Source organism: Pseudarthrobacter adonitolis, assembly GCF_055412845.1.
In genome coordinates this window covers 104,812-121,324 of the sequence record NZ_JBVAYW010000005.1, presented here as the reverse complement: position 1 = coordinate 121,324, position 16,513 = coordinate 104,812, and the positions used below count along the sequence as shown (strand labels likewise).

The window sequence follows — 16,513 nt, the reverse complement described above, 5'->3', positions numbered from 1 at the left end:
ACCCACCATGACCTCACACGAACCAGAGAACAATCCGCGCCCGGAACTCAAAAAACTGGGTGTGGCGATGATCGGTTATGCGTTCATGGGCAAAGCCCACTCGAACGCGTGGCGGAACGTCGCCAGCTACTTCGATGTCCCGGCGTTTGAGCAGAAGGTCCTGGTGGGCCGGGACGCCGCCGGGGTTGCCGAGGCCGCCGGGAAGTACGGCTGGGCTGAAACGTCCACCGACTGGCGGACGGTCATCGAACGCGATGACATCGACATCGTTGATATTTGCGCCCCGGGCTGGCTGCACGCCGAGATCGCGATCGCCGCCCTCGAGGCGGGCAAGCACGTGCTTCTGGAGAAGCCGCTGGCCAACACCCTGGCTGAGGCCGAGGCCATGACGGCAGCGGCGCAGGCTGCCCGGGCAGCAGGAGTGCAGTCCATGGTCGGGTTCAACTACCGGCGCGTCCCGGCCTTGGCCCTCGCGAAGGAGCTGATTGCGGAGGGCAGGCTGGGGACCATCCGGCACGTCCGTGCCGCCTACTTCCAGGACTGGCTCGCTGATAACAGCGCACCCATGACGTGGCGGCTCAAAAAGGAGACCGCGGGCTCGGGGGCGCTCGGAGACATTGCCTCCCACGCCATCGATCAGGTTCTGTTCCTGCTCGGGGACCACGTCACCGAAGTGTCCGGCCGCCTGCACACCTTCGTGGACCGCCGCCCCGGGGCGGCCGGCATGGAAAAAGTAACGGTCGACGACGCCGCTTGGGCAACGCTGTCCCTCTCCTCCGGAGCAATCGCCTCCGTGGAGGTCTCCCGGGTAGCCACCGGCCGGAAGAACTCGCTGAAACTGGAGATCTACGGGGAAAAGGGCGCCATCCTTTTCGATCTGGAGAACCTGAACGAACTGGGATTCCTGGACGCCACCGTGCCCGTCCGCGAGCAGGGCTTCCGCCGGATTCAGGTCAATGAACCAGAGCATCCGTACCTTGCAGCATGGTGGCCGCAGGGCCACATCATCGGCTGGGAGCACACGTTCACGCACGAGGTCCGCGACTTCCTGTTGGCGATCGACGGCGGGACCGAACCGTCGCCGTCGTTCGAGGACGGCCTCACCGTCCAGCGCATCCTGAATGCGGTGGAAGAATCCGCCGCCGCGAAAAGTTCCATCATCCAACTGGCCGGCACCCCGGTCGGCATGTCGACAGCCCGCACCACAGCTTCAGAAGGAGCCTGACATGGCCCGCCCCTACACCCTCTTCACCGGCCAGTGGGCCGACCTCCCGTTCGAGGAAGTCGCCAAACTGGCCTCCGGCTGGGGCTACGACGGCCTCGAAATCGCCGTGTCCGGGGATCACCTGGACGCCTGGCGCTGGGACGAACCCGGCTATGTCGAGTCCAAACTCGCCGTCCTGGACAAGTACAACCTCAAAGTCTGGGCCATCTCCAACCACCTCAAGGGCCAGGCCGTGTGCGATGACCCCATCGACTTCCGCCACGAGGCGATCGTGGGCGCGAAGGTCTGGGGCGACGGCGATCCCGAGGGCGTCCGCCAACGCGCCGCGGAGGAAATGAAACACACCGCCCGGCTGGCCAAAGCACTCGGCGTGGAAACCGTCGTCGGATTCACCGGCTCCTCGATCTGGCAGTACGTGGCCATGTTTCCGCCCGTCCCTGCCGCCGTGATTGAGGCCGGCTACCAGGACTTCGCCGACCGCTGGAACCCCATCCTGGACGTCTTCGACGAATGCGGGGTCCGCTTCGCCCACGAAGTCCACCCCTCCGAGATCGCCTACGACTACTGGACCACCGTCCGCACCCTCGAAGCGATCGGGCACCGCGAAGCGTTCGGCCTGAACTGGGACCCGTCCCACTTCATGTGGCAGGGCATCGACCCCGTCTCGTTCATCTGGGACTTCCAGGACCGGATCTACCACGTCGACTGCAAGGACACGAAGCTCCGCCCCACCGGCCGGAACACCGTCTTGGGCTCGCACCTGCCCTGGGGCGACCCGCGGCGGGGCTGGGACTTCGTCTCCGCCGGCCGCGGCGACGTCCCCTGGGAATCGTCGTTCCGCGCTCTTGCCGCGATCGGCTACAACGGACCCATCTCCGTCGAATGGGAAGACGCCGGCATGGACCGGCTCCACGGCGCCCCGGAAGCCCTCGCAGCGCTGAAGAAGTTCGACTACCCGCCGTCGAACGCCTCCTTCGATGCCGCCTTCAGCTCTAAACCCTAGGAAGCGCACGTAGAATCCCTGCATGACCCACACCATCCGGAAGCCAACAACGGACGACGCCGGCCCGCTCGCCGAACTGGTGGCCGTCACCTTCCCGCTGGCCTGCCCGCCGTCGTCGTCACCGGAGGACATTGCCACGCACATTGCCAACACGCTCAGCGAACGGCATTTCCGGGAGTACCTGGCGGATCCTGATGTCACCATCCTGGTGATCGACGCCGACGGCGTGCTCCGCGGCTACAGCTTGCTCGTCAACCGGCCAGCAGAGGATCCGGTTGTGGCGTCGGCGCTGAAAGTCCTGCCCTCCGTCGAGCTCAGCAAATGCTACGTCCACCCCGAGCATCACGGCCTGGGCGCCGCCGCCGAACTGATGCACGCCAGCCTCCAGGCTGCGGCAGAAGCGGGAGCGGCCGGGGTGTGGCTTGGCGTGAACAGCCAGAACGCGCGGGCCATCCGTTTCTACGAAAAGTCCGGTTTCCGCAAGGTGGGCAGCAAGTCCTTCCGGCTGGGGACCACCGTGGAGCACGACTTCGTCCTTGAACGCGCCGTACCCCAGACGCTGCCCTAGAAGCTAGCCGCCGGCGCGTCCGCCCAGGCGTTCGTCCAAGTGTTCGTCCATGCGTTGGTCCAGGCGTTGGTCCAGTGGCGGACGCGGTTCATTCAGCAGCTTCAGCCCCGTTGGAAGGCCGTCGATCCAGCCCTCCCTCCCGCGCGCGCTGATGGCCACACGCGAGGTCCCAAGCAAGACGTTCTCTGCCCGGAAGTCCCCGATTCCCTCCGGGAGGATCGGTGCCAGATGGACCACTTTGCGAGTAAAGTCCGGGTCGAAGCGCAGCATCATCCGGGCAAGTTGAATGGGAGCTGCTGCAGCCCAGGCCTGGGGCGAGCATGCCGTGGGGTACGGGACAGGGCCGTGGAATTCGGACCGGTCGAACCCGCAGAACAATTCCGGCAACCGCCCGTCGAAATGTTCGGCGGCGTCAAGGATCCCGCTGGCGATCTTCATGGCCTCATCAACGAATCCATAACGCATCAGCCCCGTGGCAACGAGCACCGTATCGTGGGGCCACACCGATCCGTTGTGATAGCTGACGGGGTTGTACGCGCCCATGTCGGAGGCAAGTGTCCGGATCCCCCAGCCGGTGAACAGTTCCGGCGACATCAGGCGCTCCACCACTGGTGGGGCCTTTTCCTCGTCGACGATGCCCACCCACAGGCAGTGGCCTATGTTCGACGTGCAGGCGTCAACCGGATTCTTGTCCTTGTCCAACGCGATAGCGAAGTAGCCCCTGTCCGGCATCCAGAACTTCTTGTTGAAGGCCTCCTTCAACGCAATTGCCCGCTCGGCCCAACGGTGCTCTGTCTCGGCGTCCCCCGCCCAGCGCGCCAGCAAAGTCCGCCCGACGTAGGCGGCGTAGACGTACCCCTGGACTTCACACAGGGCAATGGGCGGCTCAGCTATCCGCCCGTCGGCGAAGTTGATGCCGTCCCAGGAGTCCTTCCAGCCCTGGTTGACCAATCCATGAGTGTTGGGGCGAAGGTATTCGACAAGACCGTCGCCATCACGGTCCCCGTACTTTTCAATCCACTCAAGGGCACGGTCGGCATGGGGAATCAGCGAATCGATGATGTCCTCCGACAGTCCCCAGCGGCTCAACTCGCCCAGGAGACTGACAAAGAGCGGGGTGGCGTCCGCTGTGCCGTAGTACGCGGTCCCACCCAGGGACAGCCCTGCAGTCACGCCCAGCCGCACCTCGTGCGGGATCCGGCCCGGCTCTTCTTCGGAATCAGGATCCACTTTTGTGCCCTGGAGGGTTGCCAGCGTCTGGAGGGTTCCGGCCGCCAACGTGGGGTCAACCAGCAAGGACATATAGGAGGACAGCAGCGAATCCCGGCCAAACAGGGCCATGAACCAAGGCGCGCCCGCTGCCACCGCCGCACGGTCCGGATGTTCGGCGTCGAAAATCCGCAAGGAGCCCAAATCGCTTTGGCTCCGACGGAGGGTTGCCTCCATGTTGCCATCCGCGACCCGGATCCGGGGAACATGCTCCTCCCACGCCCGGTGCCGCTGCACGCCCATGCGGTGGCGAGGGTGCCCCTCCTCCGTGAAAGGCGCCTCGGGTCCCGCACCGTTGATCAGCGGGACCACAATCAGGCTGGTGGACCAAGCGCCACGCGCCGGAATGGTTGCATGGAACCTAAGCCCGTCAGAGGAGACTTCAGCGCCGGCCGCGCGGATCGCGGAGCCCCGTCGCTGGCCGTTGCGGAGGGCCTCGATCAGTAGCTCGCCATCCTTAACGGTGCGGCTCACCTGGTCTCCCTGGGGGGTGCGCCCACCTTTGACGTCGAAAAGATCGGCCTGGTCAGCATCGACCAGCAATTCGATGACGCAGTCCACGGCTTCCGCGGAATAGTTTTCCAGGGTGATGTCGTCCTGCAGACCGGGTCCGATATGCCGGACCTGCCGGACCACCAGCGGGCTATCGAACCGGCGGTCAGGCCACAGTGCGCGGCCCACAAAGGTCGCCTCATAGGCGTTTGGCCGTTGGGCTACCAGCGGGTCACGGAGCGCACCGTTGATGCGGAGGATCCAACGGGACAGCACCCGGGTGTCCTGATAAAATGCACCGTTCGTTTCACCGTCGGCACTGATGTCGCCGCTCCGGGCGGAGATGCAGAAAGACGAACCCTCCACGACGGTTATTGCCTCAGCCCCGCCAACATCGGCTTCAGTGTCGGCGTTCCATGCAGTCATGGGTGCGCTCCTTCCTCAAGGTCGCCGCGTAGGATCGTGCCCGGTTCCGGCGCCTGGATAACTGATTCCCGTACTCGATTCTGGCGCAGGGAGGAACCATCCGGAACCCCCGGAAGCTGATTCACTTCCAACAGTTTTGCGTAGAGGTCCAGATGGTTGGCCACCATCCTTTCGGTGCTGAACAGCTTGGCCGCCCGGTCCCTGCAGAGCGACCGGTCCAGTGCTGCGGCCTGGGGAAGGAAAGTGTGCAGCTGTTCTGTGGGACCCAGATACCCGGTCTTTCCGTGGTCCACGATCTCAGGTGCGGATCCGATCGAAGTTCCCACCACCGGAGTGCCTGTTGAGAGGGATTCAATCATCACCAGTCCAAACGGCTCGGACCATTGGATGGGATTCAGGAACGCCATCGCTTCGCCCATGAGCCGATACTTGTCAGTGTCCCCCACTTCGCCCAGGAAATCCTCGTTGGAGCCCAGGAGCGGCTCAATGACGGAGCGGAAATACTCGATCTCGTCTGGCTCGCGCATCTTGGCTGCAATACGCAGCGGAATTCCGGCCCTGCGGGCGATATGGATGGCTTCCAGGACACCTTTGTCCGGGCAAATTCTGCCGACAAAGCAGACATAGCCGCCTTTCCCTGAACCGATCGGCACGGAAGCGACGTCCATTCCATGATGAATCACGCGCGTGATCGGGACGTCGGGCACGCTGGAGGCCTGGTCACGTGAGATTCCGATGATGGCCGTGTCGGCGGCCATGGCACGGTACAAATCGGCCGACGCCGGGATGAGGGGGCCGTGAATGGTCGTCACCACAGGGGCGCTGGACTTCCTCCGGGCAACCAGTGGCCCGGCCAGGGTGTGGTCATGGATGATGTCCACGTCGCCCAGACCTTCATAGGCCCTGATGACATGGCTGAGCTCTGACAGCGTGAACCCCAGTTCAGCAGGCTTTGAAGGCCTCATGCCTGGTACCAAAGGTGCCGGACAAGTGCTGTCCGACGCTGCGGCCAACAACACCTCGTGCCCGGCCGCGATGAATCCCCGCGCAAGGGAGTCAACAACCCTCTCTATGCCCCCATACCCGAAAGGGGGAATCGGAATCCATGGTGCTGCAACAAGTCCTATCCGCATGCTTTCCTCCGTGAGGAGGCCACGCCCCCAGACCTGGCGATTGAGTGTGTTCCTAAAGGCCTCTGCTTAACCCGTTGTTCCGACTATCGCCCCGCGAGGGGCCCCATTTCAAGCCCCCGTGTGACAAATCCGACACTTACCGCGGGGAATGGCTTCGGCACGGTCACAGTTGTGGCAAACATGAAGATTGAGATCTGGTCAGACGTCGCGTGTCCGTGGTGCTACATCGGCAAGCGCCGGTTCGAGGCCGCCCTGGCCGATTTCCCGCACCGCGACGCTGTGGAGGTGAAGTGGCGCAGCTACCAGCTGGACCCCACCCTCCCGGAGCACTACGGCGGCACCGAGCTGGAGTACCTGAGCACGCGCAAGGGCATGGCCCCGGCGCAGGTCTCGCAGATGTTTGACCACGTCACCGAGCAGGCAAAGGGCGAGGGCCTGGACTACCGGTTCGACCAGGTGGTGGTGGCCAACAGCTTCACCGCCCACCGCCTGATCCACCTCGCGGCCGAGCACGGTCAGCAGGATGCCGCCAAGGAACGCCTGCTGAGCGACCACTTCGAGCACGGCAAGGACATCGGCAGCCAGGCATACCTCGCCGCTCTGGGCCAGGAGCTGGGCCTCAGCGCTGATGAAGTCGCCGAACTCTTCACCACGGACAAATACGCCGACGACGTCCGCTTCGATTTCGAGGAAGCCCGCACCCTGGGCATCACGGGCGTCCCGTTCTTCGTGATTGACCGCAAGTTCGGTCTCTCGGGTGCCCAGCCTGCCGAAACGTTCACTGCGGCACTCAACCAGGCCTGGCAGGAGAACAACCCGCCGGTTCTGGTTAACGCCGCGGGCGGCGAGGCCTGCGGCCCGGACGGCTGCGCGGTCTGACAAGGCTGCGCGGTCTGACAAGGCAGGGCAAGGCAGGGCACTTCAGGGCCTCAAATGACCGTTTGCGCCCTGGCGGGGAACAAATTTACTGACACATCGCGGTAAAGTGTCTGCATGCCCAGGATTTCGGCGGCCAGCAACGCCGCGCAACGCGCCGAGACCCAACGCCGGGTCCTGACAGCGTTCGGGGAACTCCTGTTCACGCACGGCCTGCCCGGACTGACCATGACAGACGTCGCGCGGCACGCCGGGGTGGGGCGAACGGCGGTCTATAACTATTACGCTGACATCGAAGAACTGCTGATCTCTTACGCCTTGGATGAGACCGAACGGTTCCTGGCCGAGCTACGGGAGTCACTGGGCGCGCTCGAGAATCCCGTCGAACGGCTGGCCCTGTACGTGCGCACCCAGGTGGAGGACCTCAGCCGCCGCCACCTCCCGCCCGGACCGGCGATGGCGGCGGTGCTGTCGCCGTCGTCCTTTGCCAAACTGGCCGACCACGTGGGTGAACTCAGCGTCCTGCTCCAGGGCATCCTCGGGGACGGCATGGCGCAGGGGTACTTTCCGCAAGCGGACATTGGCCAGCAGGCGCAGCTCGTCCACGGCACACTCTCCTCCAGCGCCGCCCGCGGCAGCCACGAGCCCGCCGAACTTGAGGCCCGGATCGCCCGGACCGTGCGGTTCATCCAGCTGGGCGCCGGAGCAAGGTTCGACGACGACGGCGCACCCCTGCGCGTTAGCTAGGGTGTGGGGCCTAGGGTGTGGGACCGACCGTCGGAATAACCGGCCATTTGGTATCGTCTGCGATCCTTCGGCTTTCACGCGGGCAGCTGAGCGTCCCTGGCGTCTGGTCCACCCGGTCCGCGGCGGCGAGCTCCTGGTAATCGCCGGAAATAATCACATCGACGCTGGCATCCGTCCGGCCATCCTGGAAGTAGTCGGAGCCCGGCAGGTTCCGCTGGACGCTGAAGGCGGCAGACTGCCCGGCAGCCCCGGAAACCACCGCAGCCACGCCGCGGAAGCCGGCCTCCGTGTTGGCCACGGCCCCCACCACGAACTTCCGGACCAGCAATTCATCCGCAACAGAGCGTGCCAGCCCGGGACGGCTGGTGGAGTTGTAGACGTTGAGGTTGATTTTGTCGTTAGGGGTGTAGTCAAAGGTGGCCCCGGGACAGGTGGTCCGGGGCTCATCGCTGCCCGCCGTCGTCGGAAGCTTCAGCTGTCCGTTCATGATGGCCAGCGCAACGATAATGGCGCCGGCAATGAGGCCCAGCAGCAAAACGAGGACCACTCCATGCACCACGCGGCGGCGCAGCCGCACCGGATTGTCGGGGTCGCCGGCAGCCTCAAACGTGGCCCGCAGTTCGGGGCCGGTGACAACGTGGTGGCCGTGCAGGACGCTGGCGTCCTTGCGTTTCCTAGCCATCTATGACCAGCACGCGGGCGTGGATGGCGGTCCGCTGGTGCAGCGCTGTCCGGACGGCGCGATGTAGGCCGTCCTCCAGGTAAAGGGTTCCCTGGTACTGCACCACGTGGGGAAAGAGGTCGCCGAAAAAGGTGGAGTCTTCAGCCAGGAGCGCTTCGAGGTCCAGCGTCCGTTTGGTGGTCACCAGTTCGTCCAGGCGGACAGGGCGCGGCGGCAGCGACGCCCACTGTTTGGGCGTGTTGAAACCATGGTCGGGATACGGGCGTCCCTCGCCCACAGCTTTGAAGATCACTATGCCACCCTAGGCAGCTTGGCGGCCCAAGAGAAGTGTCCGGCCCGCAGCATCCCAAGGTTGTGGCCAAACAGTGACCATCTGTCACATGCCGCGGACATTGTACCGCCGGCGCAGGATCAGAGGCCTCTGGCTGACACAATGGAGCCATGACTGCACCCGAATTCCCTGCCAGCACCACGCCCGGCGTCCGCCTGCCGTCCACCCCGCCCCTCGCCCTCCTGCTCGACGTCGACGGACCCGTGGCCAGCCCCGTATCCCGTGACGTGAAACCGGGCATCATTGCCGATCTCGTGGCGCTGGCCACCGCCGGAATTCCGGTCGTTTTCAATACCGGCCGCTCCGATGCCTTCATCCGGGAGCAGGTCATGGAGCCGATGATCGCCGCGGGAATGCCCGCCGGGACGGTGGTCCACGCCATTTGCGAGAAGGGCGCCGTGTGGTTCAGTTACACCGCTGCCGGGCCCGGCCCCATCCACGTTGATCACGAACTTGCCGTGCCCAAGGCCTACGGTAATGACGTCCGCAGGCTCGTGGCCGAGGACTACTCCAGGCACATGTTTTTTGACGAGACCAAGCGCGCCATGGTGTCCGTTGAGCAGCACATCGAGGTGCCATCCGCCGATTACCTCGCCGAACAGAAGCTTTTCGACACCGACGCCATGGGTCTGATGGCCCGCCACGGCATGGGCGCGGTCCGTCTGGAGCACCACGCACCGAATTCCGACGACGAGGTGGACTACCGTGTGGACCCCACCATCATTTCCACCGATATTGAGTCAGTGCGACTGGGCAAGGACCTCGGCGCCAGCCGCGCCGTGGAGTTACTGGCGGCGCAGGGCATCACGCCGCAGGCGTGGCGAACCGTGGGGGATTCCCGCACAGACTACGCGATGGCGGACTGGCTGCACCACAATGACCATCCCGTGAAGCACGTTGATGTCCGCCCGGCGGACGGCGTTCCGGTCAAACCCTATGACGTGTTGACGGCCACCGATCTGGGGCTTGGGGAAGACGTCATTCACGACGACGCCGGCGGAGCCTTCCTGCGCAGCTGGCGGGAGGCGATGGTCAGCTGAGCCCGTCCCCGGCCGGTGGCCGCCCGCTTGAGGCCTGCCTTTTTGCCGGTGCCGCTATTATTCAAGTAAGAACGCATATCATTTAGCCGCGACGGAGACAACCATTACAGAAGCACCTGTCCAGGACGAGATCTACTACGGCGGCCAGGCGTCCGTAGAACCGCGCACCCATGCGGAGGTGACATCTCCGGCCGCTGAGGCGCGCCTCAAGCACCGGCCGGACGTCGTCCGGCACAAGGGCAGGTACGCCCTGATCAACCACAACCGGACGCCGTACCAGGCGATGGTTGAGGACCTGTTGTTCCTGCGCAATGTGCTTGCGGATGCCGGGCTGGACTACCTGTTGGTCCGGGGTAACAACGACCGTCCGGTCATCGCCCTGGACTGGAAAGACCGCAAGAAGCTGCGGGCGGCCCTGGTGGAGGCCTGCCGCAACGAGCCCGTCTACTCCATGACTGTGGACGCGAAAAAGAAGTCCTCCGTGCTGGTGGCCGACGGGGATCTCTCCCCCAACCGTCAGGCCCGCATCTTCCGTCTCTACCGTCCGCGGGTTGAGCCCGACGGCGGTTTCGAGTTCGGTTCCTCCGCTGGCGTCCAGATTGAGCTCTGGAGCTTTGAGGGCGATCAGCTGATCCTCCCGATCGAAAACTCCCTGACCCGGCGCACCATGCAATCCCAGGACGCTGTCCGCGGGACGGTTGAACGGTACGGTCACACCTGGCCCACCATCGAGAACATGTTCGCCGATCATGCCAGCGACATCAGCTTCGACATCGATCTGGTCTTCTCATGGGTGGACGGCAGCTCGCCCGATTACATCGCGGCCCGCCGTGCCCAGCAGAAGGGTGTGGTTCTCGGGGAAGGCGACGACAGCGAAGCCCGCTTCCGGCAGATCAACGAACTCAAATACGCCCTGCGCTCGGTATACATGTTTGCGCCCTGGATCCGCCGTATCTTTATCGCCACGGACTCCCCCGCCCCGGAGTGGCTCGCCGAGCACCCGTCGGTGACCATTGTCCGCAGCGAGGAATTTTTCGCCGATCCCACAGTGCTGCCCACGCACAACTCGCAGGCAGTGGAATGCCAGCTCCACAACATCGAGGGCCTATCAGAGCACTTCCTTTACTCGAATGACGATATGTTCTTCGGCCGTCCAGTGGGCCCGGACATGTTCTTCACGCCGGGTGGCGTCACGAAGTTCATCGAGGCCGAGACCCGGATCGGGCTGGGCGATAACGATGCCGAGCGCAGTGGCTTCGAGAACGCCGCGCGCGTAAACCGCAAGCTGCTCTGGAACCGCTTCGGGCGGATCACCACGCGGCACCTAGAGCACACCGCCGCCCCGCTGCGGCGCAGCGTTGTGGCCAGGATGGAGCGTGAGTTCCCGGAAGAGTTCCAGAAGACGGCGGGCAGCAGGTTCCGCGCCGCTGACAACATCTCGGTCACCAATTCCTTCTACCACTACTACGCGCTGCTCACAGGCCGTGCGGTCACCCAGACCGCGGCCAAGGTGCGTTACGTGGACACCACCGCCCGCGCCGGGCTGAACTACCTGCCCAAGCTGCTGGCCAAGCGGAACATGGACTTCTTCTGCCTCAACGACGGCAGCTTCCCCGAAGTCCCCGCGGAAGAGCGCGCCGAGATCGTGACCGACTTCCTGGAGAAGTACTACCCCATCAAGGCTCCCTGGGAGCTCTGACGTTGGTGTACTGACGTTGGTCGCGCGGACGGTGGGACTCAGGCCCGCCGGGCTATGCATGGCTAGATAGCGTGGTGGGGAAGGGCTACCTTCCTGACGCCTCCTGTTTTCGCGTGGTCAGGGATGCTGACGCCCGCGGCGGCCAGTCGCTCGGCAGTCATTTCCGAGGTGACATGCTCGCCTACTGTGGCCGCGCTGCCCAGCGGAACCACGGAATGCACAATGGTGTGCTCGTAGACGTGCACCAGGTTAAAAGCCTGCCCGCCGTCCCGGCCGCGGGTACCGCCGACGGCGACGTTGAGATCCTGGGTGTAGCACGTTGCCGAGGCGACGGAGACAGGAATCCCCGCAAAGGTGGCGGTGGTCGAGTAGTGCAGATGCCCGGCAAGAATGGTCCGGACGTCGGAGTTGCGGACCACAGAGGCCAGGCTTGCCTGATCCCGCAGTTCCACGAGCACGGCAAGGTCCAGGACCGACGGGACCGGCGGATGGTGGAGCGCCAGGATGGTGCCGTCGGGGGCCGGGGTATCCAGCTGGCGGGTGAGCCACCCCAGCTGTGACGGGCTTAGCTCGCCGTGGTGGTAGCCCGGGACCGAGGTGTCCATGGTGATGATGCGCAGGCCATTGATGAAGTAGCTTCGGTCCACCGGCGCATCGCTCGCCGGCTCGTCCAGCAGCCCGGTCCGGAAGTTGGCCCGGTTGTCGTGGTTGCCCATGGCCCAGATGACTTGGGCGCCCATGTCTTTGCAGGCGGGATCAACGATTGCCCGGAGCTTTGCGTAAGCTTCAGGGTCGCCCCGGTCGGCGAGGTCGCCCGTGAAGATCACGGCCTCGGGCCGGGCACCGGAGGCCCTGACCTCTTCGAAAAGCTGTATGAGCTTTGCTTCGCTGTCAACTGCGCCGTGAAGGGGATCCGGACCTCCCAACAGGTGGGGGTCGCTCAGGTGGAGAAGGAAGTGGCGTGGCCGGGGGTGTTCGGCCTCGATGTGCTTCATTGCTGCCTCTGTGGTTGGTGGGAAACGGCGTTTCCCTTCTACCCTTCAGTAACTATTATCCAATCAGACAATTGGCAAACTGTGGGTGAATCGCTGTGGCCAAGTTGGAAAAAACTGAGAATTACGCTCCGGAAACTTCCGTGATCGCCGCCGGTCTGTCAAATTCGGCCAGTGCCATTTCTATGGCATCGATAACTTCGGCGGAGTCCGGTTCGACGGTGGGCGCGAAGCGTGCCACCACTTCGCCCTTGCGGTTGACCAGGAACTTCTCAAAGTTCCATTTCACCAATCCGGGCAGCACACTGGTCTTGAACCTGGTCAGCTCGGCATAGAGCGGATGCTGGTCCTTGCCACGCACATTGGCCTTGGCCGTCAGTGGGAAAGTGACACCGAAATTCCGCTCGCAGAACTCGGCGATCTCGCTGTCGTTGCCCGGCTCCTGGCCGGCGAATTGGTTGCACGGGACTCCGAGTACGTCGAAGCCGCGGTCCCGGAACTTCTCGTAGAGCGTCTCGAGGCCCGCGTACTGAGGAGTGAACCCGCACTTTGACGCCACGTTCACCACCATCACCACGTTGCCCTTGAACCGGCCGAAATCGGTTTCGGTGCCGTCGTTGAGGGTGAGGGGAATGGTGTACAGGTCTGTCACAGCGCCGTCCTAGAAAGGTTGGTCATGCAGGTGATTCGTTGCCAACCATCAAGAGTACGGGTACAGTCTGGGAGTTTCCCGTCAGGGTCCCGCCGTCTCGGACCCGGTTGCGGTGTCACTAGGCGGGGCCGTGGTTGTGGCTGTAGCTGTGGCCGTAGCTGTAGGCGAGGGCGACTCTGTTTCCGCTGAGGACTTGGTACTCGTTGTGGCGGGTGGCTCCACCGCTGGCGCCGGGGTCGGCGTGGTGCGCGAGGTAGGCCTGAACGGCCACGTCCTTGAGACAGTGGGCGTCGGAGACGGAGACGCGCTCGTCGTCGGCGCAGGGGAGGTGCCCGTGGGTGTGGGTGACGTCGTCGTCGGCGTGTCGCTTGAGGTGCCCGTCGGGGAAGGTGACGCCGTCGAAGTGGCTGTTTCCGTCGCAGTTTCGGTCGCTGTCTCCGTCGCGCTGGGGTCGGGCGATGCGGATTCCGGCGAGGTAGCGTCCGACGACGGCTCCCCCGTGGGCGCCTCGTCCTGCGGTTCTGTCGCGGGCAGCGTTCTGTCCACAAAGGGCGCTTCGGACAGTTCCTCTTCGCCGCCCAGGACGGTGTGGCTGTTGTCCTCCGCGACGGGAATGGCCCAGCGTTGCGGGCCGGCGTCATCCGCGGGCTTGGCGTCATAGCGGACCATGACTATGTCGTCGAGCTCGTCCAACTGACGAATACGGAGGAGTGTCCAGCTCAGCGGGCTGGTGTGCTTGCCGTTGAGGATGGTTTCGAAATGCAGATGGCAGCCCGTGGACCATCCCGTAGTGCCAACCCGGGCAATGACCTGGCCCACCTGCACGGAATCCCCCGTCCGGACCGCGACAGCCTCCAGGTGGTTGTACGTGGTGATCAGCCCGTTGCCGTGGTCTATTTCCACACGGTTTCCGCCGCCCCAGGGGTGCCAGCCGGCGGCCCGGACCACGCCGGCGTCGGCCGAATAGACCCTGGTGCCGCAGCCTGCAGCGAAGTCCTGGCCCAGGTGGAAGTCGCCGCCCGTACCGGTGATCGGGCTGACCCGGTACCCGAAAGGAGAGCTTGAGGTGAGGTGTTCAAGTGGACCCATGAGCGACCCCTGCGGCGGGCGGGTGAGCCCGGCAGCGGCCACATTGAGCGGAGCGCTCCCACCCTTGGCGATCGTCCTGACCAGGGTGCGGTTAAACGGAACCAAGGCCCGGCTGTCCGTCAGGAAAGCACCCAGCACAGGCCAGCCAACCTGTCCGGCACCGACCAGCGACGATGCCGGGCCTGGTTCAACGGGTGCCTTTCCAGGGAATCCGACGGCGAAGAGTGACGCGGCAACAACGGCACTGGCGGCGAGTACGCGCACAGCTATGGTGGAGGCGCCCGCAGGCTCGTTATCGCGGCCGGATCCCCAATGATTGCCCACTCACTACTCCCGGGTTGGCCCGCCAGACCCCGGATCCAGACGGACTTACCATCTCATGGGACCACAAAGGCCCGGGCCTGTGAACCCCCGCGCCCGTCCGCTGCGGACATTATGTGGATCCGCTGTCAGAAACACGCCCGCCGGACTCTGGGCGAGAATAGTGACATGCGAAATTTCCTCAGGGAATGGCGGGGCGAAATCAAACGGGTTTTCACCGGCAGCACTGACGGACCGCCCGATTGGGTTCCGCGACTGGCCGAAGGGGACGACGCCGGCTATCACCTGCCGGGCTCGGCCGTCTGGGCGGTGCACGGCTCCATGGCCACCATTGTGGCCGGGATCCGCGCGCTCCTGATGCAGGCCTTGCATCCGGGAGCGCTGGCGGGAATCCACGAGCACTCGGACTTCCGGGCAGATCCGCTCGGCCGGCTGGCCCGGACCATCCGCTGGATTTTCACCGTCACTTATGGCCCACAGGCCGCCGCCGACGAGGCTTCCGCCAGGGTCCGTCGCCTGCACGAGCCCGTTCAGGGGAGCTACGGTGACGGGCACGGCGGCGAGCGGAGCTACTCGGCCAATGATCCGGAACTCGCCCGCTGGGTCCACATCGCGTTCGTGGACGCCTTCCTCTCGGCCCACAAAATCTGGGGTGCCGGGATCCCTGGCGGCCCGGACGCCTATGTCCGCGAGTGGGCCCAGGCCGGACGCCTGATGGGCGTAGAGGATCCGCCCCTGAGCGAGGCCGAAATGCGGGCGCAACTGGACCGCTGGTATATCAACGGCGAGCTGGTGGCGGACAGCAGGGTTGCCGAGACCGTCGAGTTCATCCGAAACCCGCCACTGCACCCGCTACTGCGCCCCGGCTACAGGATCATCTTCGCCGGCGCTGTCTACAGCCTGGAACCGAAGTACCGCCGGATGCTGGGGCTCCAGGGCCCCCGGCTGGGGCCGTTCCCGCTCCCCGTGAGGCTTGCAACGAAGGTGACTCTCGGCGTCGTACATCTTGCCCTTGGACGCGGGCCTGGACCAAGCGAGCAGGCGGCCAGGGAGCGCCTCCGCCGCCTCGGCTACGCGGGCAGCCAACCTGGGCACGTGGGCTCCAGCCACGGGATAAGGTCCGGCTGGAGGAAAGCAAGAACCCGGCCCTGACGAGGTCAGAACCGGGTTCTTGGCTGGCGGAGAATGGGGGATTTGAACCCCCGAGGGCGTTAACCCAACACGCGTTCCAGGCGTGCGCCATAGGCCGCTAGGCGAATTCTCCAGCTGCTTTCGAATCAAAAGCAGGTATTAGACTACCTGAACTTTCCGGCATCGCCCAATTGGCCCGGCGGACTATTACCGTGCCCTGGCAACCCGGACTGCACCTGGCCCCCGTTAACGTCAAAATGGACGCCCCCAATGCGCCCATTCCTCCGATGCACCGTTGAGCTGCCGGGTCCGGCCTCCAGCCAGGCCCCGCAGCTCACAACCTTGAGATTGCCCCAATCGGTGTACATATCCATGATCGGCCCTACCCGCCGGATAAGCAATGAAAATTGCTGCCGATAATCCTGCTTCTTGGCAGGATGAGGCCATGACACAGCTGCACGCCCTGGTGGTTTACGTTCCGGACACCCACACGGAGGCGCTGCTCGCGGCAATCGGCGACGCCGGCGCGGGCAGGATCGGGAACTATTCGCACTGCACCTTCACCTCCCCCGGCACCGGGCGCTTCACTCCGTCATCTGGTGCCGAGCCGTTCATCGGGGCGGTGGGTGCGGGCGAGCGCGTGCCGGAAACTCGGGTGGAATGCGTTGTGGAGGAAGAGATGCTCGACGCCGTCGTGCTGGCCCTGCGCGCGGCGCACCCTTACCAGGAGCCCGCCTTCATGACCTGGCCGGTGGACGGCTGGCGACGGTAGCTGGCGTCCGGGCCCTTGCACCGGCTTTCGCGGCCCTGGCCCGCTTGAGCGGTGTGGGCCCGCCC

At 64.7% G+C, this 16,513-nt stretch carries 16 protein-coding genes and 1 tRNA gene; 9 read left to right on the top strand and 8 right to left on the bottom strand.

Translation table 11 applies throughout. The features are described from left to right. Positions 1 to 7 precede the first annotated feature (7 nt). Genes ACZYZ4_RS07880 through ACZYZ4_RS07870 form a run of 3 tightly spaced genes read left to right on the top strand, consistent with a single transcriptional unit; the run spans position 8 to position 2,796 of the window. Entirely contained in the window at positions 8 to 1,225 is a 1,218-nt protein-coding gene (locus tag ACZYZ4_RS07880) for a Gfo/Idh/MocA family protein (protein ID WP_463859688.1), read from the top strand. A 1-nt stretch (position 1,226) separates the two neighbouring features. After that, positions 1,227 to 2,228 (top strand): sugar phosphate isomerase/epimerase family protein, encoded by a 1,002-nt coding sequence (locus tag ACZYZ4_RS07875; protein ID WP_463859686.1) that lies wholly within the window; start codon positions 1,227 to 1,229, stop codon positions 2,226 to 2,228. Positions 2,229 to 2,250: 22 nt separating this feature from the next. After that, the gene (locus ACZYZ4_RS07870; RefSeq protein ID WP_463859684.1) at positions 2,251 to 2,796 is read left to right on the top strand and encodes a GNAT family N-acetyltransferase; all 546 of its coding nucleotides are present in this window, start codon (positions 2,251 to 2,253) and stop codon (positions 2,794 to 2,796) included. 3 nt (positions 2,797 to 2,799) lie between these two features. On the opposite strand, the gene ACZYZ4_RS07865 is transcribed toward ACZYZ4_RS07870, so the two are convergent. Together ACZYZ4_RS07865 and ACZYZ4_RS07860 are read right to left on the bottom strand one after the other, a co-directional pair. Beyond that, positions 2,800 to 4,983 (bottom strand): amylo-alpha-1,6-glucosidase, encoded by a 2,184-nt coding sequence (locus tag ACZYZ4_RS07865; RefSeq protein ID WP_463859682.1) that lies wholly within the window; start codon positions 4,981 to 4,983, stop codon positions 2,800 to 2,802. Then, complete coding sequence (locus ACZYZ4_RS07860) at positions 4,980 to 6,116, bottom strand: glycosyltransferase family 4 protein (RefSeq protein WP_463859680.1); 1,137 nt, start codon at positions 6,114 to 6,116, stop codon at positions 4,980 to 4,982. Before ACZYZ4_RS07860 ends, ACZYZ4_RS07865 begins: the two co-directional genes overlap by 4 nt. A gap of 180 nt (positions 6,117 to 6,296) precedes the next feature. On the opposite strand from ACZYZ4_RS07860, the gene ACZYZ4_RS07855 reads away from it, so the two are divergent. Continuing rightward, complete coding sequence (locus ACZYZ4_RS07855) at positions 6,297 to 6,995, top strand: DsbA family oxidoreductase (protein WP_463859678.1); 699 nt, start codon at positions 6,297 to 6,299, stop codon at positions 6,993 to 6,995. Positions 6,996 to 7,109: 114 nt separating this feature from the next. Further along, positions 7,110 to 7,739 (top strand): TetR/AcrR family transcriptional regulator, encoded by a 630-nt coding sequence (locus ACZYZ4_RS07850; RefSeq protein ID WP_463859676.1) that lies wholly within the window; start codon positions 7,110 to 7,112, stop codon positions 7,737 to 7,739. 10 nt (positions 7,740 to 7,749) lie between these two features. Here ACZYZ4_RS07850 and ACZYZ4_RS07845 read toward each other — a convergent pair whose 3' ends face one another. Then, the gene (locus ACZYZ4_RS07845; protein WP_463859674.1) at positions 7,750 to 8,421 is read right to left on the bottom strand and encodes a LytR C-terminal domain-containing protein; all 672 of its coding nucleotides are present in this window, start codon (positions 8,419 to 8,421) and stop codon (positions 7,750 to 7,752) included. Next, positions 8,414 to 8,713, bottom strand: a complete 300-nt coding sequence (locus tag ACZYZ4_RS07840) for a type II toxin-antitoxin system VapB family antitoxin (protein ID WP_058930154.1) — start codon at positions 8,711 to 8,713, stop codon at positions 8,414 to 8,416. The genes ACZYZ4_RS07845 and ACZYZ4_RS07840 overlap by 8 nt, the downstream gene beginning before the upstream one ends. A 149-nt stretch (positions 8,714 to 8,862) precedes the next feature. Here ACZYZ4_RS07840 and ACZYZ4_RS07835 point away from each other — a divergent pair, with 149 nt between their 5' ends. Further along, positions 8,863 to 9,792: a Cof-type HAD-IIB family hydrolase gene (locus tag ACZYZ4_RS07835; RefSeq protein WP_463859672.1), complete on the top strand. Its 930-nt coding sequence runs from the start codon at positions 8,863 to 8,865 to the stop codon at positions 9,790 to 9,792. Positions 9,793 to 10,075: 283 nt separating this feature from the next. Then, a complete protein-coding gene (locus tag ACZYZ4_RS07830; protein WP_463859869.1) occupies positions 10,076 to 11,491 on the top strand; it encodes a stealth family protein in 1,416 nt (471 codons plus the stop codon). Between the two features lie 62 nt (positions 11,492 to 11,553). Here the strand turns inward: ACZYZ4_RS07830 and ACZYZ4_RS07825 are convergent, their stop codons facing one another. The 3 genes from ACZYZ4_RS07825 to ACZYZ4_RS07815 all read right to left on the bottom strand — a co-directional run bounded on the left by ACZYZ4_RS07825 (position 11,554) and on the right by ACZYZ4_RS07815 (position 14,548). After that, positions 11,554 to 12,486 (bottom strand): phosphodiesterase, encoded by a 933-nt coding sequence (locus ACZYZ4_RS07825; RefSeq protein WP_463859670.1) that lies wholly within the window; start codon positions 12,484 to 12,486, stop codon positions 11,554 to 11,556. 121 nt (positions 12,487 to 12,607) lie between these two features. Continuing rightward, the gene (locus ACZYZ4_RS07820) at positions 12,608 to 13,135 is read right to left on the bottom strand and encodes a glutathione peroxidase (protein WP_463859668.1); all 528 of its coding nucleotides are present in this window, start codon (positions 13,133 to 13,135) and stop codon (positions 12,608 to 12,610) included. A gap of 81 nt (positions 13,136 to 13,216) precedes the next feature. Further along, on the bottom strand, positions 13,217 to 14,548 hold the full coding sequence (locus ACZYZ4_RS07815; protein WP_463859666.1) for a M23 family metallopeptidase: 1,332 nt from the start codon (positions 14,546 to 14,548) through the stop codon (positions 13,217 to 13,219). Between the two features lie 165 nt (positions 14,549 to 14,713). Between ACZYZ4_RS07815 and ACZYZ4_RS07810 the strand changes: the two genes are divergently transcribed. Beyond that, the gene (locus ACZYZ4_RS07810; protein ID WP_463859664.1) at positions 14,714 to 15,697 is read left to right on the top strand and encodes an oxygenase MpaB family protein; all 984 of its coding nucleotides are present in this window, start codon (positions 14,714 to 14,716) and stop codon (positions 15,695 to 15,697) included. A 24-nt stretch (positions 15,698 to 15,721) separates the two neighbouring features. On the opposite strand, the gene ACZYZ4_RS07805 is transcribed toward ACZYZ4_RS07810, so the two are convergent. Beyond that, a tRNA-Ser gene (locus tag ACZYZ4_RS07805) sits at positions 15,722 to 15,809 on the bottom strand. A gap of 312 nt (positions 15,810 to 16,121) precedes the next feature. Between ACZYZ4_RS07805 and ACZYZ4_RS07800 the strand changes: the two genes are divergently transcribed. Further along, the gene (locus tag ACZYZ4_RS07800; RefSeq protein ID WP_463859662.1) at positions 16,122 to 16,448 is read left to right on the top strand and encodes a YqfO family protein; all 327 of its coding nucleotides are present in this window, start codon (positions 16,122 to 16,124) and stop codon (positions 16,446 to 16,448) included. Positions 16,449 to 16,513 lie beyond the last annotated feature (65 nt).

What these genes read in the sequence shown, in the direction of transcription:
- ACZYZ4_RS07880 (WP_463859688.1), top strand. Translation starts at nt 8, where the DNA reads ATGACCTCACACGAACCAGAGAACAATCCGCGCCCGGAACTCAAAAAA.
- ACZYZ4_RS07875 (WP_463859686.1), top strand. Translation starts at nt 1,227, where the DNA reads ATGGCCCGCCCCTACACCCTCTTCACCGGCCAGTGGGCCGACCTCCCG.
- ACZYZ4_RS07870 (WP_463859684.1), top strand. Translation starts at nt 2,251, where the DNA reads ATGACCCACACCATCCGGAAGCCAACAACGGACGACGCCGGCCCGCTC.
- ACZYZ4_RS07865 (WP_463859682.1), bottom strand. Translation starts at nt 4,983, where the DNA reads ATGACTGCATGGAACGCCGACACTGAAGCCGATGTTGGCGGGGCTGAG.
- ACZYZ4_RS07860 (WP_463859680.1), bottom strand. Translation starts at nt 6,116, where the DNA reads ATGCGGATAGGACTTGTTGCAGCACCATGGATTCCGATTCCCCCTTTC.
- ACZYZ4_RS07855 (WP_463859678.1), top strand. Translation starts at nt 6,297, where the DNA reads ATGAAGATTGAGATCTGGTCAGACGTCGCGTGTCCGTGGTGCTACATC.
- ACZYZ4_RS07850 (WP_463859676.1), top strand. Translation starts at nt 7,110, where the DNA reads ATGCCCAGGATTTCGGCGGCCAGCAACGCCGCGCAACGCGCCGAGACC.
- ACZYZ4_RS07845 (WP_463859674.1), bottom strand. Translation starts at nt 8,421, where the DNA reads ATGGCTAGGAAACGCAAGGACGCCAGCGTCCTGCACGGCCACCACGTT.
- ACZYZ4_RS07835 (WP_463859672.1), top strand. Translation starts at nt 8,863, where the DNA reads ATGACTGCACCCGAATTCCCTGCCAGCACCACGCCCGGCGTCCGCCTG.
- ACZYZ4_RS07830 (WP_463859869.1), top strand. Translation starts at nt 10,076, where the DNA reads ATGGTTGAGGACCTGTTGTTCCTGCGCAATGTGCTTGCGGATGCCGGG.
- ACZYZ4_RS07825 (WP_463859670.1), bottom strand. Translation starts at nt 12,486, where the DNA reads ATGAAGCACATCGAGGCCGAACACCCCCGGCCACGCCACTTCCTTCTC.
- ACZYZ4_RS07810 (WP_463859664.1), top strand. Translation starts at nt 14,714, where the DNA reads ATGCGAAATTTCCTCAGGGAATGGCGGGGCGAAATCAAACGGGTTTTC.
- ACZYZ4_RS07800 (WP_463859662.1), top strand. Translation starts at nt 16,122, where the DNA reads ATGACACAGCTGCACGCCCTGGTGGTTTACGTTCCGGACACCCACACG.